Source organism: Fictibacillus aquaticus (assembly GCF_002245695.1).
Lineage (GTDB): Bacteria > Bacillota > Bacilli > Bacillales > Fictibacillaceae > Fictibacillus > Fictibacillus aquaticus.
The window spans coordinates 1-24846 of the sequence record NZ_NOII01000006.1; the positions used below are offsets into that span (position 1 = coordinate 1).

At 45.3% G+C, this 24846-nt stretch carries 43 protein-coding genes; 2 read left to right on the top strand and 41 right to left on the bottom strand.

Annotation, left to right across the window (positions count from 1 at the left end; genetic code table 11):
- Window positions 1-264 precede the first annotated feature (264 nt).
- The gene (locus CGZ90_RS14005; RefSeq protein ID WP_094253155.1) at window positions 265-486 is read right to left on the bottom strand and encodes a hypothetical protein; all 222 of its coding nucleotides are present in this window, start codon (window positions 484-486) and stop codon (window positions 265-267) included.
- 152 nt (window positions 487-638) lie between these two features.
- Between CGZ90_RS14005 and pdaB the strand changes: the two genes are divergently transcribed.
- Entirely contained in the window at window positions 639-1400 is a 762-nt protein-coding gene (gene pdaB, locus CGZ90_RS14010; RefSeq protein WP_094253156.1) for a polysaccharide deacetylase family sporulation protein PdaB, read from the top strand.
- Window positions 1401-1451: 51 nt separating this feature from the next.
- On the opposite strand, the gene CGZ90_RS14015 is transcribed toward pdaB, so the two are convergent.
- A complete protein-coding gene (locus CGZ90_RS14015) occupies window positions 1452-2069 on the bottom strand; it encodes a KinB-signaling pathway activation protein (RefSeq protein WP_094253157.1) in 618 nt (205 codons plus the stop codon).
- A gap of 144 nt (window positions 2070-2213) precedes the next feature.
- On the opposite strand from CGZ90_RS14015, the gene gerD reads away from it, so the two are divergent.
- Window positions 2214-2843, top strand: coding sequence for a spore germination lipoprotein GerD (gene gerD / locus CGZ90_RS14020; RefSeq protein ID WP_094253158.1), 630 nt, complete (start codon window positions 2214-2216; stop codon window positions 2841-2843).
- A gap of 29 nt (window positions 2844-2872) precedes the next feature.
- Here the strand turns inward: gerD and CGZ90_RS14025 are convergent, their stop codons facing one another.
- The 39 genes from CGZ90_RS14025 to rplC form a co-directional block, all read right to left on the bottom strand.
- Window positions 2873-3907, bottom strand: a complete 1035-nt coding sequence (locus CGZ90_RS14025) for an Mrp/NBP35 family ATP-binding protein (protein WP_094253159.1) — start codon at window positions 3905-3907, stop codon at window positions 2873-2875.
- Window positions 3908-4012: 105 nt separating this feature from the next.
- Window positions 4013-4735 (bottom strand): N-acetylmuramoyl-L-alanine amidase CwlD, encoded by a 723-nt coding sequence (gene cwlD, locus CGZ90_RS14030; RefSeq protein WP_094253160.1) that lies wholly within the window; start codon window positions 4733-4735, stop codon window positions 4013-4015.
- A 100-nt stretch (window positions 4736-4835) separates the two neighbouring features.
- Window positions 4836-5276 (bottom strand): DUF2521 family protein, encoded by a 441-nt coding sequence (locus CGZ90_RS14035; RefSeq protein WP_094253161.1) that lies wholly within the window; start codon window positions 5274-5276, stop codon window positions 4836-4838.
- A gap of 292 nt (window positions 5277-5568) precedes the next feature.
- A complete protein-coding gene (rpsI, locus tag CGZ90_RS14040; protein ID WP_094253162.1) occupies window positions 5569-5961 on the bottom strand; it encodes a 30S ribosomal protein S9 in 393 nt (130 codons plus the stop codon).
- Window positions 5962-5979: 18 nt separating this feature from the next.
- Window positions 5980-6417, bottom strand: coding sequence for a 50S ribosomal protein L13 (gene rplM, locus CGZ90_RS14045; protein ID WP_094253163.1), 438 nt, complete (start codon window positions 6415-6417; stop codon window positions 5980-5982).
- A 146-nt stretch (window positions 6418-6563) separates the two neighbouring features.
- The gene (gene truA / locus CGZ90_RS14050) at window positions 6564-7328 is read right to left on the bottom strand and encodes a tRNA pseudouridine(38-40) synthase TruA (protein ID WP_094253224.1); all 765 of its coding nucleotides are present in this window, start codon (window positions 7326-7328) and stop codon (window positions 6564-6566) included.
- A 9-nt stretch (window positions 7329-7337) separates the two neighbouring features.
- Window positions 7338-8135 carry an energy-coupling factor transporter transmembrane component T family protein gene (locus CGZ90_RS14055; RefSeq protein ID WP_094253164.1) on the bottom strand — a complete coding sequence of 266 codons (798 nt, stop codon included), beginning with the start codon at window positions 8133-8135 and terminating at the stop codon, window positions 7338-7340.
- Window positions 8135-9001: an energy-coupling factor ABC transporter ATP-binding protein gene (locus tag CGZ90_RS14060; RefSeq protein ID WP_094253165.1), complete on the bottom strand. Its 867-nt coding sequence runs from the start codon at window positions 8999-9001 to the stop codon at window positions 8135-8137. The genes CGZ90_RS14055 and CGZ90_RS14060 overlap by 1 nt, the downstream gene beginning before the upstream one ends.
- A complete protein-coding gene (locus tag CGZ90_RS14065; RefSeq protein ID WP_094253166.1) occupies window positions 8977-9816 on the bottom strand; it encodes an energy-coupling factor ABC transporter ATP-binding protein in 840 nt (279 codons plus the stop codon). Before CGZ90_RS14065 ends, CGZ90_RS14060 begins: the two co-directional genes overlap by 25 nt.
- Before the next feature lie 388 nt (window positions 9817-10204).
- Window positions 10205-10567, bottom strand: coding sequence for a 50S ribosomal protein L17 (gene rplQ, locus CGZ90_RS14070; protein WP_094253167.1), 363 nt, complete (start codon window positions 10565-10567; stop codon window positions 10205-10207).
- Window positions 10568-10616: 49 nt separating this feature from the next.
- Complete coding sequence (locus tag CGZ90_RS14075) at window positions 10617-11561, bottom strand: DNA-directed RNA polymerase subunit alpha (RefSeq protein WP_094253168.1); 945 nt, start codon at window positions 11559-11561, stop codon at window positions 10617-10619.
- Window positions 11562-11714: 153 nt separating this feature from the next.
- The gene (rpsK, locus tag CGZ90_RS14080; RefSeq protein WP_094253169.1) at window positions 11715-12110 is read right to left on the bottom strand and encodes a 30S ribosomal protein S11; all 396 of its coding nucleotides are present in this window, start codon (window positions 12108-12110) and stop codon (window positions 11715-11717) included.
- A gap of 20 nt (window positions 12111-12130) precedes the next feature.
- Window positions 12131-12496 carry a 30S ribosomal protein S13 gene (rpsM, locus tag CGZ90_RS14085; protein WP_094253170.1) on the bottom strand — a complete coding sequence of 122 codons (366 nt, stop codon included), beginning with the start codon at window positions 12494-12496 and terminating at the stop codon, window positions 12131-12133.
- A 20-nt stretch (window positions 12497-12516) separates the two neighbouring features.
- Window positions 12517-12630: a 50S ribosomal protein L36 gene (rpmJ, locus tag CGZ90_RS14090; protein WP_007203526.1), complete on the bottom strand. Its 114-nt coding sequence runs from the start codon at window positions 12628-12630 to the stop codon at window positions 12517-12519.
- 37 nt (window positions 12631-12667) lie between these two features.
- Window positions 12668-12886 (bottom strand): translation initiation factor IF-1, encoded by a 219-nt coding sequence (infA, locus tag CGZ90_RS14095; RefSeq protein ID WP_066237890.1) that lies wholly within the window; start codon window positions 12884-12886, stop codon window positions 12668-12670.
- Complete coding sequence (locus CGZ90_RS14100) at window positions 12879-13199, bottom strand: KOW domain-containing RNA-binding protein (RefSeq protein ID WP_094253171.1); 321 nt, start codon at window positions 13197-13199, stop codon at window positions 12879-12881. Before CGZ90_RS14100 ends, infA begins: the two co-directional genes overlap by 8 nt.
- Before the next feature lie 15 nt (window positions 13200-13214).
- Window positions 13215-13961, bottom strand: a complete 747-nt coding sequence (gene map / locus CGZ90_RS14105) for a type I methionyl aminopeptidase (protein WP_094253172.1) — start codon at window positions 13959-13961, stop codon at window positions 13215-13217.
- Window positions 13958-14611, bottom strand: a complete 654-nt coding sequence (locus CGZ90_RS14110) for an adenylate kinase (RefSeq protein ID WP_094253173.1) — start codon at window positions 14609-14611, stop codon at window positions 13958-13960. The genes map and CGZ90_RS14110 overlap by 4 nt, the downstream gene beginning before the upstream one ends.
- 66 nt (window positions 14612-14677) lie before the next feature.
- Window positions 14678-15979: a preprotein translocase subunit SecY gene (gene secY / locus CGZ90_RS14115; RefSeq protein ID WP_094253174.1), complete on the bottom strand. Its 1302-nt coding sequence runs from the start codon at window positions 15977-15979 to the stop codon at window positions 14678-14680.
- A complete protein-coding gene (rplO, locus tag CGZ90_RS14120) occupies window positions 15979-16419 on the bottom strand; it encodes a 50S ribosomal protein L15 (RefSeq protein ID WP_094253175.1) in 441 nt (146 codons plus the stop codon). Before rplO ends, secY begins: the two co-directional genes overlap by 1 nt.
- 31 nt (window positions 16420-16450) lie before the next feature.
- The gene (gene rpmD / locus CGZ90_RS14125) at window positions 16451-16639 is read right to left on the bottom strand and encodes a 50S ribosomal protein L30 (RefSeq protein ID WP_094253176.1); all 189 of its coding nucleotides are present in this window, start codon (window positions 16637-16639) and stop codon (window positions 16451-16453) included.
- Window positions 16640-16652: 13 nt separating this feature from the next.
- Complete coding sequence (gene rpsE, locus CGZ90_RS14130) at window positions 16653-17153, bottom strand: 30S ribosomal protein S5 (RefSeq protein ID WP_094253177.1); 501 nt, start codon at window positions 17151-17153, stop codon at window positions 16653-16655.
- A 14-nt stretch (window positions 17154-17167) separates the two neighbouring features.
- A complete protein-coding gene (rplR, locus tag CGZ90_RS14135; protein WP_094253178.1) occupies window positions 17168-17530 on the bottom strand; it encodes a 50S ribosomal protein L18 in 363 nt (120 codons plus the stop codon).
- A gap of 31 nt (window positions 17531-17561) precedes the next feature.
- A complete protein-coding gene (rplF, locus tag CGZ90_RS14140) occupies window positions 17562-18101 on the bottom strand; it encodes a 50S ribosomal protein L6 (protein ID WP_094253179.1) in 540 nt (179 codons plus the stop codon).
- 29 nt (window positions 18102-18130) lie between these two features.
- A complete protein-coding gene (rpsH, locus tag CGZ90_RS14145) occupies window positions 18131-18529 on the bottom strand; it encodes a 30S ribosomal protein S8 (RefSeq protein WP_094253180.1) in 399 nt (132 codons plus the stop codon).
- A gap of 32 nt (window positions 18530-18561) precedes the next feature.
- Window positions 18562-18747, bottom strand: coding sequence for a type Z 30S ribosomal protein S14 (locus tag CGZ90_RS14150; RefSeq protein WP_094253181.1), 186 nt, complete (start codon window positions 18745-18747; stop codon window positions 18562-18564).
- 25 nt (window positions 18748-18772) lie between these two features.
- A complete protein-coding gene (gene rplE, locus CGZ90_RS14155) occupies window positions 18773-19312 on the bottom strand; it encodes a 50S ribosomal protein L5 (protein ID WP_094253182.1) in 540 nt (179 codons plus the stop codon).
- Window positions 19313-19338: 26 nt separating this feature from the next.
- Entirely contained in the window at window positions 19339-19647 is a 309-nt protein-coding gene (gene rplX / locus CGZ90_RS14160; protein ID WP_094253225.1) for a 50S ribosomal protein L24, read from the bottom strand.
- Window positions 19648-19706: 59 nt separating this feature from the next.
- Window positions 19707-20075: a 50S ribosomal protein L14 gene (gene rplN, locus CGZ90_RS14165; RefSeq protein ID WP_094253183.1), complete on the bottom strand. Its 369-nt coding sequence runs from the start codon at window positions 20073-20075 to the stop codon at window positions 19707-19709.
- Between the two features lie 44 nt (window positions 20076-20119).
- Complete coding sequence (gene rpsQ / locus CGZ90_RS14170; RefSeq protein WP_094253184.1) at window positions 20120-20383, bottom strand: 30S ribosomal protein S17; 264 nt, start codon at window positions 20381-20383, stop codon at window positions 20120-20122.
- A gap of 22 nt (window positions 20384-20405) precedes the next feature.
- Window positions 20406-20609: a 50S ribosomal protein L29 gene (gene rpmC / locus CGZ90_RS14175; RefSeq protein WP_094253185.1), complete on the bottom strand. Its 204-nt coding sequence runs from the start codon at window positions 20607-20609 to the stop codon at window positions 20406-20408.
- On the bottom strand, window positions 20599-21033 hold the full coding sequence (gene rplP / locus CGZ90_RS14180; RefSeq protein ID WP_094253186.1) for a 50S ribosomal protein L16: 435 nt from the start codon (window positions 21031-21033) through the stop codon (window positions 20599-20601). Before rplP ends, rpmC begins: the two co-directional genes overlap by 11 nt.
- Before the next feature lies 1 nt (window position 21034).
- Entirely contained in the window at window positions 21035-21697 is a 663-nt protein-coding gene (rpsC, locus tag CGZ90_RS14185) for a 30S ribosomal protein S3 (protein WP_094253187.1), read from the bottom strand.
- Window positions 21698-21700: 3 nt separating this feature from the next.
- Window positions 21701-22042, bottom strand: coding sequence for a 50S ribosomal protein L22 (gene rplV / locus CGZ90_RS14190; protein ID WP_094253188.1), 342 nt, complete (start codon window positions 22040-22042; stop codon window positions 21701-21703).
- Window positions 22043-22061: 19 nt separating this feature from the next.
- A complete protein-coding gene (gene rpsS / locus CGZ90_RS14195; protein ID WP_094253189.1) occupies window positions 22062-22340 on the bottom strand; it encodes a 30S ribosomal protein S19 in 279 nt (92 codons plus the stop codon).
- 57 nt (window positions 22341-22397) lie between these two features.
- Window positions 22398-23228 carry a 50S ribosomal protein L2 gene (rplB, locus tag CGZ90_RS14200; RefSeq protein WP_094253190.1) on the bottom strand — a complete coding sequence of 277 codons (831 nt, stop codon included), beginning with the start codon at window positions 23226-23228 and terminating at the stop codon, window positions 22398-22400.
- A 31-nt stretch (window positions 23229-23259) separates the two neighbouring features.
- Entirely contained in the window at window positions 23260-23547 is a 288-nt protein-coding gene (gene rplW / locus CGZ90_RS14205; RefSeq protein ID WP_094253191.1) for a 50S ribosomal protein L23, read from the bottom strand.
- Entirely contained in the window at window positions 23547-24170 is a 624-nt protein-coding gene (gene rplD, locus CGZ90_RS14210; RefSeq protein ID WP_094253192.1) for a 50S ribosomal protein L4, read from the bottom strand. Before rplD ends, rplW begins: the two co-directional genes overlap by 1 nt.
- A 17-nt stretch (window positions 24171-24187) precedes the next feature.
- On the bottom strand, window positions 24188-24826 hold the full coding sequence (gene rplC / locus CGZ90_RS14215; RefSeq protein WP_094253193.1) for a 50S ribosomal protein L3: 639 nt from the start codon (window positions 24824-24826) through the stop codon (window positions 24188-24190).
- Between the last annotated feature and the right edge of the window lie 20 nt (window positions 24827-24846).

The window sequence follows — 24846 nt, forward strand, 5'->3', positions numbered from 1 at the left end:
CTCCAATAAAGTGTTTAATCTGTCTCTTGCTTGTTTAAAACTGACGGAATTAATTTAATTCCTTACCTATGCTTTTGTTCAGTTGTCAAAGAACTTTTTCGTGCGTCGCTCGTTTTGGCGACTTTATTAAGATACCACCGTTCAGTACTGCTTGTCAACAAGCTTTTTGAACTTTTTTAATATCTAATTTTTAAGTGTCTGCTTCAAATGCAGAAGCGACGAAATCTAATATATCACCCGCTCGCCTGCTTGGTCAATACTTTTTTATATATTATATATTTTTCTCCTCAGATACTTTCGGCAGTCTGCTGGTCCCGCTATTCTGCGGAACAAGTTAAACATTACCTGATATCTATCTTCGAGAGCTGATTTTACGATTTTATCAATGCGTTCGTCTGTCAGATCGAATATGATCTCTTCCATCTCTTTTTTCAGCAGATATTCGAATTCCCTTAATTCCTGCTGATTCATAATCATTCCGAGCATGCAGCCACCTCTTTCCATAATTCTCCTCTCATTATGTCCATGCCATGCCGCCGCTATCACGGCAACTTTAAATGTCGAATAAAAAAAGTCATATCTTAGGCCTGTCTTCATAATTTTAAACAAGAAAGACCGGACAAGGAGGCAGAGTATTTATGAAATTTTTTATGATTATTAATGGCCGTAAGATCAAGCAATATATGGTCATTGTTTTTGCGGCATTCTTTGCGGCGGCACTGGCTTTCTTAAGTCAGGAGCAGCTTGCTGTCTTCTCCAGCAAAGATGGTCCACGGGCAATTTATAAGGGAGAAGAAAAAGGCAATAAGGTGGCTCTTACATTTGATATTAGCTGGGGCGAGAAGCGGGCACTTCCTATTTTGGATATCTTAAAAGCTGAAGGTGTAAAGAACTGTACATTCTTCCTGTCTGCCGCATGGGCAGAGCGCCACCCTGAGGTAGTAGACCGCATCGTCAAGGACGGACACGAAATCGCGAGTTTAGGGTATCAGTATAAAAGCTATACAGAATTTGAAGATCAGCAAGTGAAACGAGATATTCTTACCGCTCAGGAAAAGCTTAAGAAAGTGTCCGGCAAGCTGACGTCTCTTCTTCGTCCGCCTAACGGAAGCTTTGATAAGCGTGTACTGAATATTTCAGAGGACTTAAATCATACAGTTGTTCATTGGAGTGTTGATACGAAGGACTGGAAAAACCCTGGTGTCGATAAGATCGTGCAAAATGCAACCGCAGATGTGAAGGCTGGTGATATCATCCTTCTTCACGCTTCTGATTCCGTAAAGCAGACACACAAAGCGCTTCCGAACATCATTCAAAAACTGAAAAGCGACGGATACAAATTTGTCAGCGTAACAGAAATGATCGCGAACACGCAGGCAAACAGCAAAGAAGTGCAATAGTATATATAAAACAAAGAGGGTGCCAGCTGGGCACCCTCTTTGTTTTGATTTTTATTTACGTGCAGCAGCATTTAAACCAGACGGCTTGTTTTTCGCTGTATTTAAACGGTGCAGCATCAAAATTTGATACGTATTGCAAAGGATGAGCGGTACGAATGTAATCCACATAGAAATGGGGTTGTTTTGTTTTAGAACAGGAACCCATTCCAATGTGGTGACGACTGAGATGAAGAACAGTGTCGGGATGAATGCGGCCTGATTTGTCATCTTGCTCTTCAAAAGCGCTATGACTAGAGCATAAATGAGAAGTGCTGCCGGAATGACGATGTAAGGCACCAGCGCTTCCCCTTCTTTATGAAAAGAGGAATAGCGCAGGTAGAATAAATCAAAGATAACGACTGCGATGACGAGAAGCTGAACAGCCTCCCAAAGCCCTTTTGACTTAAAAATCCCCAATCCGAAGCGGTGAACTGTCAAATATGCAAAAAAGCCCATCTGGCTGAACACGCTGAAAAGTGCCCCAAAGCCGACTAATCCTAATATATAAACGCCGATTTCCTTCAAGCTCCCGCTTTCTGGGAATTGAAGGATAAAGCCTGTAGCAATTGCGCTGATCGTTCCAATAAGTAAAGTGGTGGTAAATAAAAACACCCAGTTTCTTGAGTTCACGGTCTCTTCCCCCTATTCTTTTCCGTTTTTGATTGTACCATAATTAAGCACCGGAAATTCCAGTTTTCCTTTATTTGTCCAGTATATTTGGCCTCTATTTCCCCATTCTAATAATAAGATTCAAATAGAAAGGAGGGAGCAGAAATGAAAAAGCCATGGATGCTGTTCCTGCTCTTCTGTTCACTTCTTCTTTCTTCGAGCGGATGTGCACAAAAAGAGGCACAGGGCTCAAGCCAGATGGATTACGAAGCAACAAAAAAAATGCTCGTGGATATCCTGAAGACTGAAGATGGGAAAAAGGCAATGATGGAAGTCCTGTCTGATGAAAAGATGAAGCAGCAGCTGCTCATGGACAGTGATGTTATAAAAAAGACCATTGAAGAACAGATGCTTACTGAAAAAGGCAAAAAGTTTTGGACAGAGCTTTTTAAAGACCCAAAATTCGCAGCTGCTTATGCAAAAAGCATGAAGAAAGAGCATGAAAAGCTCATGAAGGACTTAATGAAAGATCCTGATTATCAGGCAGCCGTCATGAAAATTATGCAAAACCCGAAAATGGGCGAGAAGCTTCTAGAGCTTGTGAACAGCCAGCCAGTCCGTAAAGAAATGAAAAAAGTGATGCTTGAAACGTTTGAGAGTCCGATCGTCAAAGCCCAGATCAGTGAAATGCTGAAAAAGGCAGCACATGAAGAAATTGACGAGGCCGTATCGAAAAAAGGCGGCGGGGGCGGCGGCGAAGAGCAAAAAGCCCAAGAATCCAGCACTACACAGTAAAACCTCCCGCGCAGGCAGGAGGTTTTTTTTTATTTGCCGGTCTTTTCTATGACCTTTTTAGCGATCTGGATATAATGCTCTCCGATCAGTGATGCAGAATCATACACACTTGGAGCAAAATCATTTTCATCGATCTCAGGCTGTCCGAGCGGGATATTGCCTAAAACGGGAACCATCAGCTCTTCAGCAAGACGCTCTCCTCCGCCTTTTCCAAAGATATATTCTTTTTCTCCCGTCACTTTGCTTTCGAAATACGCCATGTTCTCGACGATTCCAAGAATCTCATGGTCTGTTTTCAGCGCCATGCTTCCGGCTCTTGCTGCAACGAACGCTGCTGTCGCATGCGGTGTTGTTACGATAACTTCACGGCATTTCGGCAGCATCTTATGGACATCAAGCGCCACATCACCCGTACCCGGCGGCAGATCAAGCAGCATGTAGTCTAAATCTCCCCATTCAACTTCACTGAAGAAGTTGTTGAGCATCTTGCCGAGCATCGGTCCGCGCCAGATAACAGGAGCGTTATCTTCTACGAAAAATGCCATTGAGATGACTTTTACACCAAAGCGGTCTACCGGGAAAATACGATCGCCTTTCACTTTCGGCCGCTCTTGGATGCCCATCATATCTGGAACACTGAAACCGTAGATGTCAGCATCGATCAAACCGACTTTTTTGCCAAGGCGGGCGAGAGAAACTGCAAGGTTCACCGACACAGTCGATTTGCCTACTCCGCCTTTTCCGCTGGCGATCGCGATGAATTCAGTTTTGCTGTTTTTAGAAAGCAGCGGCGGTACTCCTGGTTCAGGAGCTTGAGGAGCTTCTTCTCTCGTTTCGAATCGCAGTCCAACTGATTCAGCACCTGCACCTTTCAGCACCGATACGACAGCCTGCTGAAGCTGCATCTGCTCAGGCGTTCCTGTTTTCGCGACTGCCAGTTTCAGGCCGACATAGCCGTCCTTGATTTTCACTTCACGGATACTGCCGCTCTCCACAAGGCTTTTATGTAAAAAAGGGTCTTGTACGGATTGTAAAAGCTCGATTACTTTCTCTTCTGTAAGCAACTGATGACACATCCTTTTTCCACGTAAGTATACGGTGATTATACCACAAAACTGAAAGTGCTTACTTTTTAAAGACTCACGGAAAAAAGCGCCGGAGCGCTTTTTCTAATTTTCTTCACCAGGAAGTTTTTCATTTGTATAAAACCTGAGGATTCCTTGATAGATCGACGCAGAAATCTTCTGCTGATATGATTTCGTTTTTAAATACTCCCGTTCTGTTGGATTAGACAGAAACCCGACTTCAACAAGAGCACCTGGTATTTCCGCCGTTCTTAGAAGGTAAAGACCAGAGATGGATTTGGCCATTCTATTGGTATTCTCCAGATTGCGGATCAATTCGCTCTGTATCATTTTGGAGAGCCTCTCTTCCTGTTTACGTGCCGGGTGGAAAAAAACTTGAGCACCGCGCCATTTTGAAGAAGGCAGAGAGTTCAGGTGGATACTGATAAAAAGGTCAGCATCAGAACCGTTAATGATTTCTTTGCGGTGTCTTAAGTCTTCATTTTTTCGATGGCGCAGCTTTTTTGTTCCTTCATTGGCCAGGTCACGGTCCACTTCACGTGTCATGATGACCATCGCACCAGACTCTTGCAGATAGTCACGCAGCATAAGCGATATGTTGAGTGCCACTTCTTTCTCAAGTACCTTACCGTCCCCTATCGCTCCGCCATCAGGTCCCCCGTGGCCTGGATCAATGACGATCACTTTGCCGGATAGCGGCATGTTCCATGAACGCCATGAATTTTTTTCCGTAAACTGATACGTTAAAATAAACAGCAGCGCTGAGCAGGCAAGTGCCAGCGCTATCCGCTTCACCCATCTCTTCATGATTTGCAGTCCTCCCGCTAATCCCTATATGGTCATGTATATGGGACAAGAGGTGAACATATGACGAACGAAAAAAAAGCCGGCTTATCGCCCGCTTTTGTTAATGCAGTTTCATTCTATACCGTTTTTCACCGTTTCGATATCCTTCCATCCACCATACCTGCACGTATGCCTCGCAGCACATATGAAGGGATTCCATCATCATTTCTGTTCCCCAGCACCAGAACTGCCAGTATTCAAATAAGCTGTCTGTAATGTTCTTTTCTTTTTGCGCACTGCGGGCCTTGATGCTTTGCAGAGTTTCTCCATGATAAGCGAGCCGGCTGTAGGCCGCTCCAAGAAGGTAAGCATCAATGGCCATATCGATGCACGCATCCTCCAAGTCCTGCTGATATAAAAGGGAATATTGAAAAAAGGGCTGAAAAATACGCTGAATTTCTTTTTTGATGGCAGTCAGTGAAAGGTCACGCAGCACTTTCCGTTCAAACTGCTCTTTTTTATATTTTTGTTTTTCCCTGAAGTTCGTGAACACCTCTGCCATATCTGTCCTCTTCCTGCGCTACTTGTTTACAGCGCTATATCTTTTCTTATTTACAGGTTTTGCAGTTGCAGCCTTTGCAATCCTGCGTAAAAGATGGGAAAAGACATTGTTAAAGGGAAAAATCGGCGTGACCCGCAGTTATGGCATTTTGACTCGTAAATTTGATTAAGGACCCTCAAAATCGAATTTAGTCCCTAAAACTCCCTTCAAGCTGATGACTTTTAGAGGAGATAATAAAAAAAGACCGATTCCTGCATAACAGGAACCGGCCTTTTGAGGCGTAATATAAAAATTAACGCTTTGAGAACTGAGGTGCACGGCGTGCGCCTTTAAGTCCGTACTTCTTACGCTCTTTCATACGAGCGTCACGAGTAAGGAATCCAGCAGACTTCAAAGTTCCGCGGAACTCAGGGTCAGCTTGAAGCAATGCACGAGAAACACCGTGGCGGATAGCTCCCGCTTGTCCAGTGTATCCTCCGCCTTGTACGTTAACAAGGACGTTGTACTTGCCTAGTGTATCAGTTTCGTTAAGCGGCTGCTTAACGATCAATTTTAGAGTTTCTAATCCGAAATATTCGTCGATGCTGCGTCCGTTGATTACAATTTGTCCTTCGCCAGGAACTAATCGTACACGTGCTACGGAGTGCTTACGACGTCCAGTGCCATAGTATTGAACTTGTGCCACGTAAATACCCTCCCTTTATTATCCGCGTAATTCGTAGTTTTCAGGCTTCTGTGCTTGGTGGTTATGCTCAGTTCCAGCATAAACATGAAGCTTCTTGAACATTTGGCGTCCAAGGCTGTTCTTTGGAAGCATGCCTTTGATCGCTAGTTCAAGCATTTGAGTCGGACGAGTTGTGCGCATTTCAAGAGCAGTTCTCGTACGAAGTCCGCCTGGGTGACCAGTGTGACGGTAGTAAATTTTGTCGCTTAACTTCTTACCAGTTAAGTGGATCTTCTCAGCGTTGATGATGATAACGTGATCACCAGTGTCAACGTGTGGTGTAAAAATTGGCTTGTGCTTTCCGCGAAGGATAGATGCAACTTCACTTGCAAGACGTCCTAGAGTCTTTCCTTCTGCGTCAATCACGTACCATTTACGTTCTACTTCAGCAGCTTTCGCCATGAATGTCGTACGCATGTGTTTTTCCCTCCTGTATGTTCAATCGCTAAATCGCATTAAAATTGTATATGTGTCATTTCCCGAGATATCTCCGGGGCAGTGGCGATATCATTTAGAAATACCAAAATACATCTTATAATATTAAAACAACTATGTCAAGCGTATCACGAATATTTATCCTCAATTTGTCCATAAAAAACTCTGTTCAAATAAAGCCCGTGAGCGGGAGCTGTCTTTCCTGTTTTTGTCCGGTCTTTTGCCTTCAAAAGCACAGGAATATCAGCCGGTGCAATCTTCCCCTGCCCTACTTCAAGAAGCGTGCCGATAATGATCCTGACCATGTTGTATAAAAAGCCGTTCCCGCGGATGGTGAACGTCCAGTCATCTCCATCGATGTCCAGATCCAGTGAAGTTATCGTCCTGATCTTGTCCTCGACCTCAGACCGCGCTGAACAGAACGACGTGAAATCATGAGTGCCAAGAAAATGAGGAATCGCGTCCTGAACAAGATCAGCATTTATTACATATGGAAAGTGGCACGTATAATTCCGCTGAAACACATCGCCTTGCAGTGACGTGTTGACTTTGTATACATACTCCTTGCCTTCCGCTGAAAAACGGGAATGGAACCCGCTTTCTGCTTCCTCTGCCATAAGGACACGTATATCGGCCGGAAGGAGGGCGTTAAGCGCTTTTATCCACCGTTTGGGTTCTATGGCAAGGGAACTGTCAAAATGGAGCACCTGGCCCCTTGCATGGACTCCTGCGTCAGTACGTCCTGAAGCGGAGACGGGTACCGTACCCCCTTTGTGCATCACAGACAGACAGCGCTCGATCTCACCCTGCACCGTGCGTCCGGCCGGCTGGATCTGGTAGCCGGCAAAGCCTGTGCCGTCATAGGATATGGTCAGTTTATAGCGTTTCATGATCATGCTCCTTTACGACCGTGTAAAGATTAGAACAGCGGCAAGCAGAGCAAGCGCTGCGATAGCAAGCGTATCGCGCAGCTGCCAGTTCAGTTCTCTTAAGCGTGTTCTTCCTTCTCCGCCTCTGTATCCTCTCGATTCCATCGCAAGTGCCAGCTCTTCTGCCCGTTTGAATGCCGAGATGAAGAGCGGGATGAGAAGCGGTACGAACGCCTTCACTCTCTCCTTGATCGGACCGCTCGTGAAGTCAGCTCCACGTGCCATCTGCGCTTTCATGATCTTCTCGGTTTCTTGTAAAAGCGTCGGAATGAACCGCAGCGAGATGGACATCATGAGTGCGAACTCGTGGACAGGAAGCTTCAGCTTTTTCAGCGGGTGAAGCAGGTATTCCAGTCCGTCTGTAATATCAATAGGGGTGGTCGTCAAAGTTAAAAGCGAAGTCATCATCACCAGCAGCATGAGCCTGAGTGAGATGTAAAGACCTTGAATCACGCCGCCTTCATAAACTTTCAGCCACCCGAGGCTGAACAGCACGTCTCCTTCTTTTGTCATGAAAACGTGAAGAAGAAGCGTAAAGAAAACGAGAAAGAATACTGGTTTAAGTCCTCTGTACAAATACCCTGCCGGTACTTTTGAAGAAGCCAGCACGAACAGTGTGAACAGAGCTGCAGCTCCATACGAAATGAAATTGTTCGCCAAAAAGATAATAAAGATAAAAATAAACGATGCCAGAAGCTTTGAGCGCGGGTCCATCCTGTGAAGAACAGATGAAGCCGGGTAATATTGTCCGATAATTACGTTCTGCAGCATTAGCTCACCCCTCCCTTCCATTCGGAAGCAAGAGCTTTTGCCAATGAGGCAACTGTAAACTCTGACAGCTCATGGCGCTCTCCAGAGGCAGCTTGCCACTTATGCAGAAACTCCACCGTCTCCGGTACATCGAGGCTTGCCTGCTTCAGCTTCTCTTCCTGCTGAAAAATTTCAGCCGGCACGCCTTTCATGAATACTTTCCCTTGATGCATAACGACGATTTCATCCGCATATTTTGCGGCATCTTCCATGCTGTGTGTAACAAGAATCGTTGTCAGCTTTCTGTCGTGATGAAGATTGTAGAAAAGCTCCATGATTTCGTTGCGCCCAGAAGGGTCTAGGCCTGCTGTCGGCTCATCGAGGATGAGCACGTCCGGTTTCATTGCAAGAACGCCGGCGATCGCCACACGGCGCATCTGTCCGCCGCTCAGGTCAAACGGAGATTTGTCGCTCACTTCTTCTGGAAGCCCGACAAGAGAGATCATTTCTTTTGCACGCTCTTTTGCTTCTGTCTCAGATTCCCCGAAGTTCATCGGCCCGAACATAATATCTTTTTCCACGGTTTCTTCAAAGAGCTGGTGTTCTGGATATTGAAAAACGATGCCTACCTTTTTGCGCAAAGGCTTCATATCCATCTTTTTGTCCCCGGCCGCCCAGGCAGTATCCCCCATGGCGATACTGCCTGAAGATGGCTTCAGCAACCCATTTAAATGCTGGATCAGAGTAGATTTTCCAGAGCCTGTATGGCCGATCAAAGCAAGAAAGGTCCCTTCAGAGATATCAAGGCTGATATCCTTAAGAGCAAGCCGTTCATAAGGAGAGCCTGGCATATAGCGGTGCTCTAGCTGCCTGATTTTAATGTCCATAAAGCCTTCACCAACTCTTCCTGCGTTAAATAGTCACGTGTTAAAGGTACGCCTTCTTCCCGGAGCTTCTGGCTCAATTTAACCGAGAACGGCGTGTCCAGTCCTGCATCAAGGATAAGGCTCGTGTTTGAGAAAATATCAGAAGGAGCCCCGAGTGCGGAAACACGTCCCTTGTTCATCACGAGCACTCTGTCTGAATGCAGTGCTTCTTCAAGGTCATGGGTGATGGAGATAACCGTGATTCCTTTTTCTTTGTTCAGAGTTCTCACGGTTTCCAGCACTTCTTTCCGGCCCATAGGGTCCAGCATGGATGTTGCCTCATCCAGAATAATAATGCTAGGTGCTTGTGCGAGTATCCCAGCAATCGCAACCCTCTGCTTCTGTCCGCCAGATAGAAGATGCGGCTCTTGATCAAGGTATTGCTCCATCCCCACATGCTTTACACTCTCGTCGATTCTTCTGATCATCTCATCGCGCGGCACACCGAAGTTTTCAAGGCCGAACGCAATATCATCTCTTACACTCGTCCCGACAAACTGGTTATCCGGGTTTTGGAACACAACCCCGACCCGCCTGCGGATTTCCCAGAGCTCGTCCATGTTTGTGGTGAAAAGTCCTTCCACTTCAACATTTCCGCTGTCCGGAAGCAAAAGACCATTCAAAAGCTTGGCTAAGGTCGACTTCCCTGAACCATTATGTCCGGTAACAGACAGCCACTCCCCTTTCATGCATGAAAGAGTGACATTTTTTAATGCTAGCTCTGTCTCAGCCGGATACTTGAAGCTAACATCATTCACTTTTAAAATTTCACTCAAGCGAATTCCTCCTCTAAGCTGTCCAAACTAAACTGCTCTCTGCTCATGATTATAACGTACTTTCTGTGTATCTCTAAAACGGGATGTTCCGCTAGTTATAAGTTCTTCAGTGTTATTTTAGCTATGTGAAGACGTCTGTGAACTGTAAAATAACGGAATTGCGCCCGCGGATGAGCGGAATGCGCCCGCGCTTTCCTCATTGGCGCCCGCGGTTCGGCTATACACGCCCGCGCCACCACCAAATACGCCCGCAAATGTGTAGAACCCGCCCGCGCACGCCTTTCAACACCCCGCGGAACGGATATCTACACTCATAACGTTTAAAAGAGAATACAAAAAAGGGCAAGATCTGAATCCGTGAAGACCCTATCCCGCCCTTTGATGCGTATTAAACTAGTTCAATGATAACCATTGGTGCACCGTCTCCGCGGCGAGGTCCGATTTTCGCGATGCGAGTGTAACCTCCGCTGCGCTCTGCGTAGCGTGGTGCAAGATCAGTGAAAAGTTTCTGAAGTGAACGTTGTCCAGACTCTTCATTAGCGATTTCGTTGCGCATGAATGAAGCAGCCTGACGGCGAGCGTGAAGGTCTCCACGCTTTCCAAGCGTAATCATCTTTTCAGCGAACTTACGAACTTCCTTAGCACGAGCTTCAGTAGTTTCGATGCGTTCGTTAATGATCAAGTCAGTTGTCAAGTCACGAAGCATTGCTTTGCGAATTGAAGATACACGACCTAACTTTTGGTATCCCATGAGATATTCCCTCCTTCTGCGATATCTCTGAATCTATGATGACTGAAGATTAATCTTCAGCGCGTAAGGCAAGCCCAAGCTCTTCAAGCTTCTCTTGAACTTCTTCAAGAGATTTCTTTCCAAGATTGCGTACCTTCATCATATCTTCTTCTGATTTATTAGCAAGTTCTTGAACAGTGTTAATGCCAGCACGCTTAAGGCAGTTGTAAGAACGAACAGAAAGATCAAGCTCCTCGATCGTCATCTCTAGAACTTTTTCCTTTTGATCTTCTTCTTTTTCAACCATGATTTCTGCTTTTTGCGCCTGATCGGTTAACCCAACAAAAATGTTAAGGTGCTCCGTAATGATCTTCGCTCCAAGAGAAACCGCCTCTTCTGGACGGATGCTTCCATCTGTCCATACATCAAGCGTTAACTTGTCATAGTTTGTTACTTGGCCGACACGAGTGTTTTCTACCTGGTAGTTCACACGCGAAATCGGTGTATAAATGGAATCAACCGGAATAACTCCGATCGGCAGATCTTCACGCTTGTTGCCTTCAGCCTGGATATAACCGCGGCCGCGCTTAGCTGTAAGCTTCATTTGGAAATGAGCGCCTGCAGACAAAGTGGCAATGTGCAGATCCGGATTCAAAATTTCTACATCGCTGTCATGTGTAATGTCGCCAGCTGTAACGACTCCTTCGCCCTGTACATCAATCTCAAGAGTCTTATCTTCTTCAGAGTAAATCTTCATTGCAAGCTTCTTCAGGTTAAGGATGATAGTAGTAACATCTTCTACCACTCCTTCAACTGTAGAGAACTCGTGCAATACGCCATTAATCTGAATAGATGTGATAGCTGCTCCAGGAAGTGAGGATAACAGGATACGACGTAAGGAGTTGCCTAAAGTAGTCCCATATCCACGCTCGAGTGGTTCAACAACAAACTTTCCGTATGTGGCATCGTCGCTGATTTCAACCGTTTCAATTCTTGGCTTTTCGATTTCGATCATTCAACTAACCCTCCTTCAAACGTCGAACCTCGGCCAGGCAGATGCCCAGCCGAAATTCCCCAATAGGCATTCCCGACATTTATTAACCAAAACATATATATTCCACATATCCATTATAGACATGCTGCAGGAATATATACCGTCAGCGTAAAATTATACGCGGCGGCGTTTTGGAGGACGGCATCCGTTGTGAGGAACCGGAGTAACGTCACGAATTGCAGTTACTTCCAATCCTACCGCTTGAAGGGCACGGATTGCAGCTTCACGTCCAGCTCCAGGGCCTTTTACGGAAACTTCAAGAGTCTTCATACCGTGCTCCTGAGCTGTTTTACCAGCTGTTTCAGCAGCCATTTGAGCTGCGAATGGAGTGGATTTACGAGAGCCTTTAAATCCTAGGTGGCCAGCAGTCGCCCAAGATACAGCGTTCCCGTGAGTGTCAGTGATAGTAACGATCGTGTTGTTGAACGTAGAGCGGATATGCGCTACGCCGCTTTCGATATTCTTTTTGACACGACGCTTACGTGTATTAGTTTTACGTGGCTTTGCCATTTAGATTCTACCTCCTTTACTTACTTTTTCTTATTCGCTACAGTACGGCGAGGTCCTTTACGAGTACGAGAGTTGTTCTTCGTATTTTGACCGCGAACTGGTAGGCCGCGACGGTGACGTACACCACGGTATGCACCGATCTCGATTAGACGCTTAATGTTTAGGGACACTTCACGGCGAAGGTCACCTTCTACCTTGTGTGTGTCAAGAACTTCACGAATCTTGTTTAGTTCGTCTTCCGTTAGATCACGAACACGAGTTTCTTCAGATACACCAGCTGCAGCAAGAACCTGCTGAGCTTTCGTTTTACCGATACCGAAGATGTATGTTAAAGAGATTACCACTCGCTTGTCGCGCGGAATGTCAACTCCAGCAATACGTGCCATTATCTTTGCACCTCCTTGATTTAACCTTGTTTTTGCTTATGTTTCGGGTTTTCACAGATTACCATTACAGTACCTCTGCGACGAATTACTTTACATTTTTCACAAATCGGCTTAACTGATGGTCTTACCTTCATTTTTATTAACCTCCTTATGTTCACGGAGTACGAAAATTTATTTGAAGCGATACGTAATGCGACCACGTGATAAGTCATATGGAGACAGTTCAACTGTCACTTTATCACCTGGAAGAATCCGAATGTAGTGCATGCGGATCTTACCGGATACGTGAGCAAGAACTTTATGACCATTTTCCAGTTCCACACGAAACATGGCGTTAGGAAGAGGCTCGATTACCGTGCCTTCTACCTCAATAACATCATCTTTAGCCATCGACTTGATCTCCCTTCTTCAGAGCAATGACGTCCTCGTCGGAAAACTTCGCTACAGCATAACGCAGTTTGCCATTGGTTACACGGCCAGTTTCAAGAATACTTCTTGCAACTTCCGGAGAAGTAAAATCCTGCAGCTCTAAGTGGTTCAGGTTTTTACGTTTGGCTCGATCGAATTTACGCTTGTCGCCGTCCGCGATGAGGACGAACCTTTCATCTAGGATTTCGACGATGACCCCAAGCTTATTTTTGTCACGGCCTCTATTGATGCGAACCAGCTGTCCGAGCTTCGGTACAAGTTCAAATTCGCTCAACGTATTCACCTTCGCTTAGATCTGAGTTAAGATTTCATACCCTTCATCCGTAATGACAACAGTATGTTCAAAGTGAGCACACCACTTGCCATCCGTTGTGACAACCGTCCAGTTATCGGATAATGTTCGAACATAACGAGTACCCGCATTTATCATCGGTTCCACTGCAAGAACCATACCTTTTTTCAAAAGCGGCCCTCTGCCTGGCGGTCCGTAATGAGGAATCTGCGGATCCTCATGTAAATCCTGGCCGATGCCATGCCCCACGTATTCACGCACTACTGAGAAGCCTTCGCTTTCAGCGTACTTTTGAATTTCATGGGAGATATCGGTCAACCGCGCGCCTGCTTTAGCTTTTGCCAGTCCTTTGAACAAGGACTCTTCCGTTACATCCAAGAGCTTCTGAGATTCTTCTGAAATCTCGCCCACTCCGTACGTCCAAGCGGAATCACCGTGATATCCTTTGTACTTCGCCCCAATATCTATCGAGATAATGTCGCCATGGTTAAGCACTCTGGATCCCGGAATTCCATGTACAAGCTCTTCGTTTACAGAAGCGCATATGCTTCCACTAAAACCATTATAGTTTTTAAACGAAGGTGTTGCACCATGGCTGCGGATGAACTTGTCGGCAATCGCGTCAAGCTCGCCAGTTGTAATGCCTGGTTTTACATGTTTTTTTAACTCTTGGTGTGTTAAAGCTACGATGCGACCTGCTTCCCGCATGATTTCAATCTCGCGCGGCGTTTTGCAGATGATCATTTAGCAAGACCTCCAATGAGCTGATCGATGTCTGTGAAGACTTTGTCGATTTCCTGGTCACCGTCAATATTCTTGAGGTACCCTTTCTCTTCATAAAAATCAAGCAACGGCTTTGCCTGTTTCATGTTTACATCTAGTCGTGTACGAACGGTCTCTTCGTTATCATCTTGCCGCTGAATTAGCGTACCACCGTCTTTGTCACATACTCCTTCAACCTTTGGCGGGTTGAATATTACATGGTATGTTGCACCACAAATCTGGCAAACTCGACGTCCTGTCAAACGTTTCATGAGATGATCCGTATCTACAGATATATTGACAACATAGTCAATCTGGCGCCCAAGATCAGTAAGAATTGTTTCTAAAGCCTCAGCTTGCGCCACAGTCCGTGGGAAACCATCAAGCAAGAATCCTTTTTGGCAATCGCTCTTGGCAAGACGCTCGCGTACAATTCCGATTGTAACTTCGTCAGGAACGAGGTTACCAGCATCCATGTACGACTTCGCTTCAAGTCCAAGTGAAGTTTCCTCCTTGATAGCTGCGCGGAACATATCTCCCGTAGAAATATGCGGGATTCCATATTTATCAACAATTCTTTCTGCCTGAGTGCCTTTACCTGCACCGGGCAATCCCATCAAGACTAGATACATCTAATCCCTCCATACATGTTCCTTACTTTTGGCAGAGTGAAGGGGAAGGCGATTCTTCCCTTTCCTCTACTTAATGAAGCCTTTATAGTGCCGCTTAATCAGCTGGCTCTCTATCTGCTTCATCGTATCTAATGCCACACCTACAACAATCAGCAAGCTCGTTCCACCGATCTGAACAGAAGGCGGAAGATTCAATGCTGGAATTTTTGTAAAGATTACCGGAAGGATAGCGATAACCGCGAGGAATAGAGATCCTACAAAAGTTAATCGGTACAGAATTCTCGTAATATACGTTTGGGTGTTTGCACCTGGGCGAATGCCTGGGATGTAACCGCCCTGCTTCTTTAAGTTATCCGCCATTTGCTCCGGATTAACTTGGATAAACGTATAGAAATACGAAAATCCGATAATTAAAGCTGCATATATGATCATTCCGATAGGCTGGGAATAGTCAAACGCATTGATGATCCATTTTGTCACACTGTTTTGCTCGAAGAAGCCAGCGATCGTGCGCGGAGTAATCAATAGGGAAATCGCGAAGATTACCGGGATAACTCCTGCCGCGTTGACCTTAATCGGCAAGTGAGTGGACTGGCCGCCAACAGGCTTTGTACCAACGACTCGTTTTGCATACTGAATAGGGATTTTACGAACACCTTGTTGAATGAAAATTACTGCGACAATAATTAGAACGACAGCAATCAACAGCAGAAGTACAGATACAATATGCATAAACAGTTCTTCTTTAGGACCGTTAATCTGTGCTGCATAAAGCTGGGTAACTGCTGTAGGAATAGCTGCGACAATCCCCGCAAAAATGAGAACGGAAATTCCGTTTCCAATTCCTTTAAGGGTAATCTGCTCACCTAACCACATTAAGAATGCGGTACCTGCAGTTAAAACTAACGCAATGAATAGGTACGTTGTAGGACTTGGGTCGGTTATGAGTCCCGGAAAAATGTTATTAAACCCGATAGACATCCCGATCGCCTGGATAAAACCAAGGACAATCGTTCCATAGCGTGTGAACTGGGCTAATTTCTTGCGCCCTACTTCACCTTGCTTGCTCCATTCGGTAAACTTCGGAACTACATCCATCTGCAGAAGCTGCACGATGATGGATGCCGTGATGTACGGCATAATACCCATAGCGAAGATAGAAAAGTTCTGTAAAGCTCCGCCACCAAACGTATTTAAAAATCCAAGGAAGTCAGCACTGTTGCTGTTGCTGAATTTCAGCACTTCCCTGTTTACTCCTGGTACTGGAATGAATGTTCCGAGACGAAACACGACCAGCATAGCAAGTGTAAATAGAATTTTATTTCTCAGATCACCCACACGCAAGATATTGGAGATTGTCCCTAACATTAGATCACCTCAGTGTTTCCGCCAGCAGCTTCAATTGCTTCCTTAGCAGAAGCAGAGAACTTGTGCGCTTTAACTGTAAGCTTAACTCCTAACTTGCCGTTTCCAAGAATCTTAATTCCGTTCATTTCCTTGCTCACTACGCCAGTTTCAAGAAGAAGTTCCGGAGTTACCTCTGTACCTTCTGCGAAACCTGCAAGTTTGTCAAGGTTAACAATCGCGTACTCTTTGCGAGTCGGATTCGTGAATCCGCGCTTAGGCAAACGACGTGCTAATGGGTTCTGACCACCCTCGAATCCTGGACGAACTCCTCCGCCAGAACGAGAGTTTTGCCCTTTGTGACCACGTCCACTAGTTTTCCCGTTTCCAGAACCGATACCGCGTCCTACACGGTTGCGTGTTTTACGGGATCCTTCTGATGGTTTTAACTCATGAAGTTTCATCTGAGCACCTCCTCATGGTTTATTTCGCTTTTTATGCGTCGATTTCGTTTACTGTTAAAAGGTGAGATACCTTGTTTACCATACCGCGGATAGCCGCGTTGTCTTCGTGTACGACTGTCTGATGCATCTTGCGAAGACCTAGAGTCTTAACAACAACACGCTGGTTCTCAGGACGGCCGATAACACTGCGAGTGAGGGTGATTTCTAATTTCTTAGCCATCTATGTTCCCTCCTTAACCTAAAAGCTCTTGTACTGACTTGCCGCGAAGTTTCGCAACGTCCTCAGCACGCTTTAAATTTTTCAATCCTTCGATCGTTGCACGAACCATGTTGATTGGATTGTTAGATCCTAGTGACTTAGAAAGGATGTCACCAACACCAGCAAGTTCGAGTACCGCACGGACAGGTCCGCCGGCAATAACTCCAGTACCTTCAGAAGCAGGCTTCAGAAGTACGTTTCCAGCGCCAAATCGTCCAACGATTTGGTGAGGGATTGTTGTACGAACGATAGGTACAGAAATCAAGTTTTTCTTTGCATCTTCAATCGCCTTACGGATTGCGTCCGGTACTTCTTGAGCTTTACCAGTACCGAAGCCCACGTGACCGTTTTTGTCACCTACGACAACCACTGCAGCAAAGCGGAAACGACGTCCACCTTTTACGACCTTAGCTACACGGTTGACCGTAACGACGCGTTCTTCAAGTTCAAGTTTGTTAGAGTCGATACGCATCAGGTTCCCTCCTTCTATTAAAATTCCAGACCAGCTTCACGAGCTGCGTCTGCCAATGCTTGAATACGTCCGTGGTAGAGGTATCCTCCACGGTCAAATACTACTGCTGTATAACCTTTTTCTTTCGCACGCTCAGCAATTGCTTTACCGATTGCTTTCGCAGCGTCAACGTTACCGCCGTTTCCTACTTCAACTTCTTTATCAAGAGTTGATGCAGATACAAGTGTTACTCCAGCTTGATCATCGATCAATTGTGCATAGATGTGTTTTGTAGAACGGAATACGTTCAAACGAGGACGTTGTGCTGTACCGATTACAGTACGGCGAACACGAGCATGTCTTTTCTTACGAGCGACATTCTTATCGGCTTTCGTGATCATCCTTTGCACTCCTTTCCGCTAACTAACGGCTTTATTTACCAGTCTTACCTTCTTTACGTCGTACGAATTCACCTTCGTAACGAATTCCTTTGCCTTTGTAAGGCTCTGGAGAACGAACAGAACGGATATTAGCTGCTACTTCTCCTACACGCTGCTTGTCGATACCTTTAACGATTACTTTCGTGTTAGCAGGTACTTCGATCTCGATTCCTTGTTCAGGAGTGATTTCTACAGGGTGTGAGTATCCAACGTTAAGCACAAGCTTGTTTCCAGCTTTAGATGCACGGTAACCGACACCGATGATCTCAAGTGCTCTTTCATAACCGCTTGTTACTCCGATTACCATGTTGTTAAGCACGCTGCGAGTTGTACCGTGAAGAGCTTTGTGATCTTTGCGGTCGCTCGGGCGTTCCACAGTGATCTGGTTATCTTCAACGTTAACTTTCATATCAGCATTGAACTGTCGAGACAATTCACCTTTAGGTCCTTTAACTGTAACTGTGTTGTCAGCAGCTACATCGATTGTAACCCCAGCAGGGATTTCAATCAGTTTGTTGCCTATACGAGACATAATGACACCTCCATTCGCTGTCTAATTTATTACCAAACGTACGCTAGAACTTCGCCGCCCATTTGAGCTTTGCGAGCTTCTTTGTCCGTCATGATTCCTTTTGATGTAGAAACGATTGCGATTCCAAGTCCGCCTAGAACTCGTGGAAGCTCATCAGACTTCGCATATACACGCAAGCCAGGCTTGCTGATACGCTTAAGACCAGAAATTACGCGCTCGTTGCTTGAACCGTACTTAAGGAAGATACGGATCATACCTTGTTTATTGTCTTCAACGTACTCGATGTCGCGAACGAAACCTTCACGCTTAAGGATCTCAGCGATCTCTTTCTTGATGTTTGAAGCTGGAAGCTCCAACTTATCATGGCGAACAGTGTTAGCGTTGCGGATACGAGTAAGCATGTCTGCAATTGGATCTGTCATAACCATTACTAGTTACCTCCTTCCCTTTTCTCAGGGTTTTACCAGCTGGCTTTTTTAACGCCAGGAATTTGTCCTTTATGTGCAAGGTCTCTGAAACAGATACGGCACAATTTGAATTTTTTAATTACTGAATGAGGACGCCCGCATCGTTCACAGCGCGTATATTCTTGCACTTTGAATTTTTGCTGACGTTGCTGCTTAGCAATCATCGATTTCTTTGCCACGGGTAAACCTCCTTTGGCTGAAAGGTTATTTTTGGAACGGCATTCCGACTTGTGTTAGAAGCTCACGAGCCTCTTCGTCAGTGTTCGCTGTCGTTACGATAACGATATCCATTCCGCGAACTTTATTTACTTTATCGTAATCGATCTCAGGGAAGATCAACTGCTCTTTCACACCAAGTGTGTAGTTACCGCGTCCGTCGAATGACTTCTTGGACACACCACGGAAGTCACGAACACGCGGAAGAGATACGGCAATTAACTTGTCTAGGAAGTCATACATACGCTCACCGCGAAGTGTAACTTTTGATCCGATCGGCATACCTTCACGAAGCTTAAAACCAGCAATGGATTTTTTAGCGCGTGTGATTACCGGCTTTTGACCAGCGATTGCTGTAAGTTCTTCAACAGCAGTGTCTAGAACTTTAGAGTTGGAAACAGCTTCTCCAACACCCATGTTGATAACGATTTTCTCAATCTTAGGTACTTGCATGATTGATTTGTAGCTGAACTTCTCCATTAGAGAAGGAACGATGTCTTTTTTATAACGCTCTTGTAGACGGTTCATTTGGTGCCCTCCTTTCAATGCGAGACTTATTTATCTAAAACTTCACCAGATTTGGCTACACGAACTTTCTTCCCGTCAACTTCTTTGTATCCTACACGGGTAGGAACACCAGTCTTAGGGTCAAGAGGCATCACGTTAGAAACGTGAATAGGTGCTTCCATGCTGACAATTCCGCCTTGCGGATTAGCTTGGGAAGGCTTGGAGTGTTTCTTAACAACGTTTACGCCTTCAACAAGCACACGGCTTTCTTTCGGGAATGCTGCAAGGATAACACCTTGCTTGCCTTTGTCCTTACCAGAAATGACCTGAACTTTATCGCCTTTCTTTACATGCAATGGCATGAGCGTACTGCACCTCCTTACAAGACTTTTAATGCGCCTTGCTTTTGAATGAATTAAAGAACTTCTGGAGCTAGTGATACGATCTTCATGAACTGCTTGTCACGAAGCTCACGAGCAACTGGTCCGAAGATACGAGTTCCACGAGGACCTTTGTCATCTTTTACGATAACTGCAGCGTTCTCGTCGAAACGGATGAATGATCCGTCTTTACGGCGCATTCCACGCTTAGTACGTACAACAACCGCTTTAACAACATCACCTTTTTTAACAACGCCCCCTGGTGTAGCGGACTTAACAGAACATACGATAATATCACCAACATTAGCGTACTTACGTCCAGAACCACCTAGAACTTTAATACATAAAAGTTCTTTTGCACCAGAGTTATCAGCGCCTTTTAAGCGAGTTTCTTGTTGAATCATGCGAATTGGCCTCCTTTCGGATGGATATCAAATCCGAACATTTATTAGATAGTTACTGCTTCTTCAATAACTTCCGTCAAACGGAAACGCTTATCCTTAGATAGCGGACGAGTTTCCATAATACGTACTACATCACCGATTTTAGCAGTGTTGTTTTCATCATGCGCTTTTAACTTTTTAGAGTATTTAACGCGCTTGCTGTACAATGGATGTTTCTTGTAAGTTTCTACAAGAACCGTGATCGTTTTGTCCATCTTGTCAGATACGACACGACCAACATATACCTTGCGCTGGTTACGTTCACTCATTGTGCGAACCTCCTCTCAAGAATTAACCGTTAGTAATCCCTAGCTCTCTTTCACGTAAAACCGTTTTTGCACGGGCAATTGCTTTACGAACTTCACGAATGCGGGCTGGGTTTTCTAATTGACCTGTTGCAAGCTGGAAGCGAAGGTTGAAAAGCTCTTCTTTTAGAGATTTTGCCTTTTGCTCAACTTCAGCAGTGGTCAAGTTACGAATATCATTAGCCTTCATTTGTGTCACCACCCACTTCTTGGCGTTTCACAAACTTACATTTGATAGGAAGTTTGTGTGCTGCCAGACGCAATGCTTCGCGAGCGATCTCTTCAGATACACCGGAAATTTCAAACATTACTTTACCTGGCTTAACTACTGCGACCCATCCTTCTGGAGCACCTTTACCGGAACCCATTCGAACTTCTAGAGGCTTCGCAGTGTATGGCTTAGATGGGAAGATTTTGATCCAAACTTTACCGCCACGCTTCATATAACGAGTCATCGCAATACGAGCTGCTTCGATCTGACGGTTTGTAATCCATGAAGCTTCAAGAGCTTGCAAACCGAATTCTCCGAAATGAACTTCAGTGCCGCCTTTTGCGTTTCCACGCATCTTGCCGCGGTGTTCACGACGATATTTTACACGTTTTGGCAATAACATATTATTTGCCTCCTTCCGCTTTTTTCGTTCCCTTTGTTGGAAGGACTTCACCACGGTAGATCCAGATTTTCACACCAATCTTACCGAAAGTTGTGTCTGCTTCAGCAGTACCGTAATCGATGTCTGCACGAAGTGTGTGAAGAGGAACAGTTCCTTCACTGTAATGTTCAGAACGAGCGATGTCTGCTCCGCCTAAACGTCCAGATACTTGAGTTTTGATACCTTTAGCGCCCATACGCATAGCACGCTGGATAGCTTGCTTCATTGCACGGCGGAAAGATACGCGGTTTTCTAATTGACGAGCGATGTTTTCTGCAACTAGCTTCGCATCAACATCAGCTTGCTTGATTTCAAAAATGTTTACGTGTACTCGCTTGCCGCCAGTAAGGTCGTTAAGAGCTTTACGAAGTGCTTCAACTTCAGTTCCGCCTTTTCCGATTACCATACCTGGCTTAGCAGTTTTGATCGTAACATTTACTCGGTTAGCCGCACGTTCGATTTCGATACCGGAAACGGCTGCGTCCTTAAGACGCTTTTCAATATATGAACGGATCTTAATATCTTCGTGTAAAAGTGTTGCGTAATCCTTTTCAGCGTACCATTTGGATTCCCAGTCACGGATAACGCCAATACGAAGACCTATTGGATTTACTTTTTGACCCACGTCTTAACCCTCCTTCTTTTCAGAAACAACGATTGTGATGTGGCTTGTGCGCTTATTGATGCGGCTGGCACGTCCCATAGCACGTGGACGGAATCTCTTTAGTGTGATTCCTTCATCAACGAATGCTTTGGCAATCACTAGGTTGTTTGGTTCCATTTCATAGTTATGTTCTGCGTTTGCGATAGCAGACTTAAGCACCTTTTCAATTACAGGAGAAGCTGCTTTAGGCGTCAAACGTAGAATTGCAAGTGCTTCACCGACTTTTTTGCCTCTGATCAAGTCGATTACGATTCGTGCTTTACGAGGAGCGATGCGCACTTGTTTAGCAATAGCTTTTGCTTCCATTATGTGTACCTCCCCTCAATTAACGTCTAGTTTTCTTATCATCAGCTGCGTGACCTTTGTAAGTACGAGTTGGAGCGAATTCTCCCAACTTATGCCCTACCATGTCTTCAGTCACATAAACTGGCACGTGTTTACGGCCATCATAAACAGCGATTGTGTGTCCGATGAATTCCGGGAAGATTGTAGAACGGCGTGACCAAGTTTTAAATACCTTCTTTTCGTCAGCTTCGTTCATTACTTCGACTTTCTTCATCAAATGATCATCAACAAATGGTCCTTTTTTCAAACTGCGACCCATGTGGGAACCTCCCTTCGTGCTTGCACTACGGTTCGGATGAACCGTAGGACACTCACGTTATTTTTTACGACGGCGTACGATGTACTTGTCGTTTTGATTGTTTTTCTTACGAGTCTTGTAACCAAGAGTTGGTTTACCCCAAGGTGACATTGGTGATTTGCGTCCGATTGGAGCGCGACCTTCACCACCACCGTGCGGGTGATCGTTAGGGTTCATTACAGAACCACGAACTGTAGGACGGATGCCCTTCCAGCGAGAACGACCAGCTTTACCAACCTTCACTAGTTCGTGCTCAAGGTTTCCAACTTGACCAAGTGTTGCACGGCAAGTAAGAAGGATCATACGAACTTCACCAGAACCAAGACGAACTAGCGCGTATCTTTCTTCTTTACCAAGAAGCTGTGCTTCTGCACCAGCAGAACGAGCTAATTGTCCGCCCTTACCAGGCTTCAATTCGATGTTGTGGATTGTTGAACCTACAGGGATGTTAGCAAGCGGAAGTGCGTTACCTACTTTAATATCCGCTTCTGGACCAGACATGATCTCTTGACCAACCTGAAGTCCTTTAGGAGCTAGGATATAACGCTTTTCTCCATCCAAGTAGTTGATTAGTGCGATGTTAGCAGTACGGTTCGGATCGTACTCGATTGTAGCAACGCGGCCTGGTATTCCATCCTTGTTACGTTTGAAATCGATGATACGATACTTACGCTTGTGTCCACCACCTTGGTGACGAACAGTAAGTTTACCTTGGTTGTTACGTCCAGCTTTTTTGCTAAGCGGCGCAAGCAAGGATTTTTCCGGCTTATCCGTAGTGATCTCAGCAAAGTCAAGCTGTGTCATGTTACGGCGACCGTTAGTTGTCGGTTTAAACTTTTTGATACCCATCGTAATTTCCCTCCTTTACGTGTTGTTTGTATTAAACTCCTTCAAAGAAGTCTAGTTCTTTGCTCTCCGGAGTTAGTGTAACAACTGCTTTCTTGCGTTTTGAAGTGTAGCCAGTGTGGCGTCCAACACGCTTGAACTTACCTTTGTAAGTAGCAGTGTTAACTGATTTTACATTCACACCGAAAATTTCTTCAAGCGCGCTTTTGATTTGAGTCTTCGTCGCGCGAGTGTCTACTTCGAAAGTGAATTTCTTGTCAGCCATGATTTCAGTAGAAGCTTCAGTAATAACGGGGCGCTTAATAATATCACGAGCATCCATTATGCGAGCACCTCCTCTACTTTTTCCACAGCGTCTCTTGTCATAACAAGCTTGTCGTGCTTTAACACGTCAAGAACGCTAACGCCATTTGCAGTAACTACTGTTACGCCTGGCAGGTTTCGTGCAGATAGTGCCACAAAATCATTGTAGTCGCCTGTTACAACTAGTGCTTTGCGATCTGCGGAAAGATTAGTTAGTACAGCTTTCATATCCTTAGTTTTAGGAGCATCGAATGCAAGCCCTTCTAAAACGATTAGGTCGTTGTCGATCACCTTGGAAGATAGCGCTGATTTAATAGCTAAACGGCGAACCTTCTTAGGTAGTTTGTACGAATAGCTGCGCGGAGTAGGTCCGAAAACAACTCCACCGCCAACCCATTGTGGAGAACGGATAGATCCTTGACGAGCACGTCCAGTACCTTTCTGTTTCCATGGCTTGCGTCCACCACCAGCAACTTCGGAACGATTTTTAACATCGTGGTTTCCTTGGCGCTGTGATGCTTGCTGCATGATTACAGCGTCAAAAAGTACGCTTTTGTTAGGCTCAATACCGAAAATACTTTCGTTAAGTTCGATATCGCCAGCTTGAGTACCATCTTGTTTAAATAATGCTACTTTTGGCATCAGATTGTCCTCCTTTCTTATTTAGCATCCTTTGCTTTAACAGCAGAGTGAATTGTTAGGTAAGATTTTTTCGCTCCAGGAACGTTACCTTTGATAAGGATAACATTGCGTTCTGCGTCAACTCTTACTACTTCAAGGTTTTGAACAGTTACAACGTCTCCGCCAGTGCGTCCAGGAAGAGCTTTTCCTTTGAATACGCGGTTCGGGTCAACTGCACCCATTGAACCAGGACGACGGTGGTAACGGGAACCGTGGCTCATAGGTCCGCGGGATTGTCCGTGGCGCTTGATAACACCTTGGAATCCTTTACCTTTCGAAGTTCCAGTAACGTCTACAACGTCACCTTCTGCAAAAATATCAACCTTGACTTCCTGACCAACTTCGTATGCCGCAACATCAACGTTACGGAATTCTTTAACGTAGCGCTTAGGGCTTGTGCTAGCTTTTGCAGCATGTCCTGCTTCCGGCTTGTTGTAACGGGATTCCTTCTTGTTGTCGAAACCTAACTGAATTGCTTCATATCCGTCGTTTTCAACAGATTTCTTCTGAAGTACTACGTTAGGAGCGATTTCAACTACAGTTACCGGGATCATTTCTCCGTTCTCAGCGAAAACTTGAGTCATGCCGATTTTCTTTCCTAAGATTCCTTTGGTCATTTGTCACACCTCCTGTGATT

What these genes read in the sequence shown, in the direction of transcription:
- rplE (WP_094253182.1), bottom strand. Translation starts at nt 19,312, where the DNA reads ATGAACCGTCTACAAGAGCGTTATAAAAAAGACATCGTTCCTTCTCTA.
- CGZ90_RS14055 (WP_094253164.1), bottom strand. Translation starts at nt 8,135, where the DNA reads ATGCTGCAGAACGTAATTATCGGACAATATTACCCGGCTTCATCTGTT.
- gerD (WP_094253158.1), top strand. Translation starts at nt 2,214, where the DNA reads ATGAAAAAGCCATGGATGCTGTTCCTGCTCTTCTGTTCACTTCTTCTT.
- rplQ (WP_094253167.1), bottom strand. Translation starts at nt 10,567, where the DNA reads ATGGGATACCAAAAGTTAGGTCGTGTATCTTCAATTCGCAAAGCAATG.
- rpsK (WP_094253169.1), bottom strand. Translation starts at nt 12,110, where the DNA reads ATGGCAAAGCCACGTAAAACTAATACACGTAAGCGTCGTGTCAAAAAG.
- infA (WP_066237890.1), bottom strand. Translation starts at nt 12,886, where the DNA reads ATGGCTAAAGATGATGTTATTGAGGTAGAAGGCACGGTAATCGAGCCT.
- secY (WP_094253174.1), bottom strand. Translation starts at nt 15,979, where the DNA reads ATGTTAGGGACAATCTCCAATATCTTGCGTGTGGGTGATCTGAGAAAT.
- rplF (WP_094253179.1), bottom strand. Translation starts at nt 18,101, where the DNA reads ATGTCTCGTATAGGCAACAAACTGATTGAAATCCCTGCTGGGGTTACA.
- rpmC (WP_094253185.1), bottom strand. Translation starts at nt 20,609, where the DNA reads ATGAAGGCTAATGATATTCGTAACTTGACCACTGCTGAAGTTGAGCAA.
- map (WP_094253172.1), bottom strand. Translation starts at nt 13,961, where the DNA reads ATGATCATCTGCAAAACGCCGCGCGAGATTGAAATCATGCGGGAAGCA.
- cwlD (WP_094253160.1), bottom strand. Translation starts at nt 4,735, where the DNA reads ATGAAGAGATGGGTGAAGCGGATAGCGCTGGCACTTGCCTGCTCAGCG.
- rpsH (WP_094253180.1), bottom strand. Translation starts at nt 18,529, where the DNA reads ATGGTTATGACAGATCCAATTGCAGACATGCTTACTCGTATCCGCAAC.
- rplW (WP_094253191.1), bottom strand. Translation starts at nt 23,547, where the DNA reads ATGGATGCTCGTGATATTATTAAGCGCCCCGTTATTACTGAAGCTTCT.
- pdaB (WP_094253156.1), top strand. Translation starts at nt 639, where the DNA reads ATGAAATTTTTTATGATTATTAATGGCCGTAAGATCAAGCAATATATG.
- CGZ90_RS14060 (WP_094253165.1), bottom strand. Translation starts at nt 9,001, where the DNA reads ATGGACATTAAAATCAGGCAGCTAGAGCACCGCTATATGCCAGGCTCT.
- rplN (WP_094253183.1), bottom strand. Translation starts at nt 20,075, where the DNA reads ATGATTCAACAAGAAACTCGCTTAAAAGGCGCTGATAACTCTGGTGCA.
- rplO (WP_094253175.1), bottom strand. Translation starts at nt 16,419, where the DNA reads ATGAAACTTCATGAGTTAAAACCATCAGAAGGATCCCGTAAAACACGC.
- CGZ90_RS14075 (WP_094253168.1), bottom strand. Translation starts at nt 11,561, where the DNA reads ATGATCGAAATCGAAAAGCCAAGAATTGAAACGGTTGAAATCAGCGAC.
- rpsQ (WP_094253184.1), bottom strand. Translation starts at nt 20,383, where the DNA reads ATGAGTGAACGTAACCAGCGCAAGGTATATGTTGGTCGTGTCGTATCT.
- CGZ90_RS14005 (WP_094253155.1), bottom strand. Translation starts at nt 486, where the DNA reads ATGCTCGGAATGATTATGAATCAGCAGGAATTAAGGGAATTCGAATAT.
- rpsM (WP_094253170.1), bottom strand. Translation starts at nt 12,496, where the DNA reads ATGGCACGTATTGCTGGAGTTGACATTCCGCGCGACAAGCGAGTGGTA.
- rpsS (WP_094253189.1), bottom strand. Translation starts at nt 22,340, where the DNA reads ATGGGTCGCAGTTTGAAAAAAGGACCATTTGTTGATGATCATTTGATG.
- rpmD (WP_094253176.1), bottom strand. Translation starts at nt 16,639, where the DNA reads ATGGCTAAGAAATTAGAAATCACCCTCACTCGCAGTGTTATCGGCCGT.
- CGZ90_RS14035 (WP_094253161.1), bottom strand. Translation starts at nt 5,276, where the DNA reads ATGGCAGAGGTGTTCACGAACTTCAGGGAAAAACAAAAATATAAAAAA.
- rplM (WP_094253163.1), bottom strand. Translation starts at nt 6,417, where the DNA reads ATGCGTACGACATTCATGGCGAAAGCTGCTGAAGTAGAACGTAAATGG.
- rplC (WP_094253193.1), bottom strand. Translation starts at nt 24,826, where the DNA reads ATGACCAAAGGAATCTTAGGAAAGAAAATCGGCATGACTCAAGTTTTC.
- rplP (WP_094253186.1), bottom strand. Translation starts at nt 21,033, where the DNA reads ATGTTATTGCCAAAACGTGTAAAATATCGTCGTGAACACCGCGGCAAG.
- rplR (WP_094253178.1), bottom strand. Translation starts at nt 17,530, where the DNA reads ATGATCACGAAAGCCGATAAGAATGTCGCTCGTAAGAAAAGACATGCT.
- rplB (WP_094253190.1), bottom strand. Translation starts at nt 23,228, where the DNA reads ATGGGTATCAAAAAGTTTAAACCGACAACTAACGGTCGCCGTAACATG.
- CGZ90_RS14110 (WP_094253173.1), bottom strand. Translation starts at nt 14,611, where the DNA reads ATGTATCTAGTCTTGATGGGATTGCCCGGTGCAGGTAAAGGCACTCAG.
- rpmJ (WP_007203526.1), bottom strand. Translation starts at nt 12,630, where the DNA reads ATGAAGGTAAGACCATCAGTTAAGCCGATTTGTGAAAAATGTAAAGTA.
- rplV (WP_094253188.1), bottom strand. Translation starts at nt 22,042, where the DNA reads ATGGAAGCAAAAGCTATTGCTAAACAAGTGCGCATCGCTCCTCGTAAA.
- rplD (WP_094253192.1), bottom strand. Translation starts at nt 24,170, where the DNA reads ATGCCAAAAGTAGCATTATTTAAACAAGATGGTACTCAAGCTGGCGAT.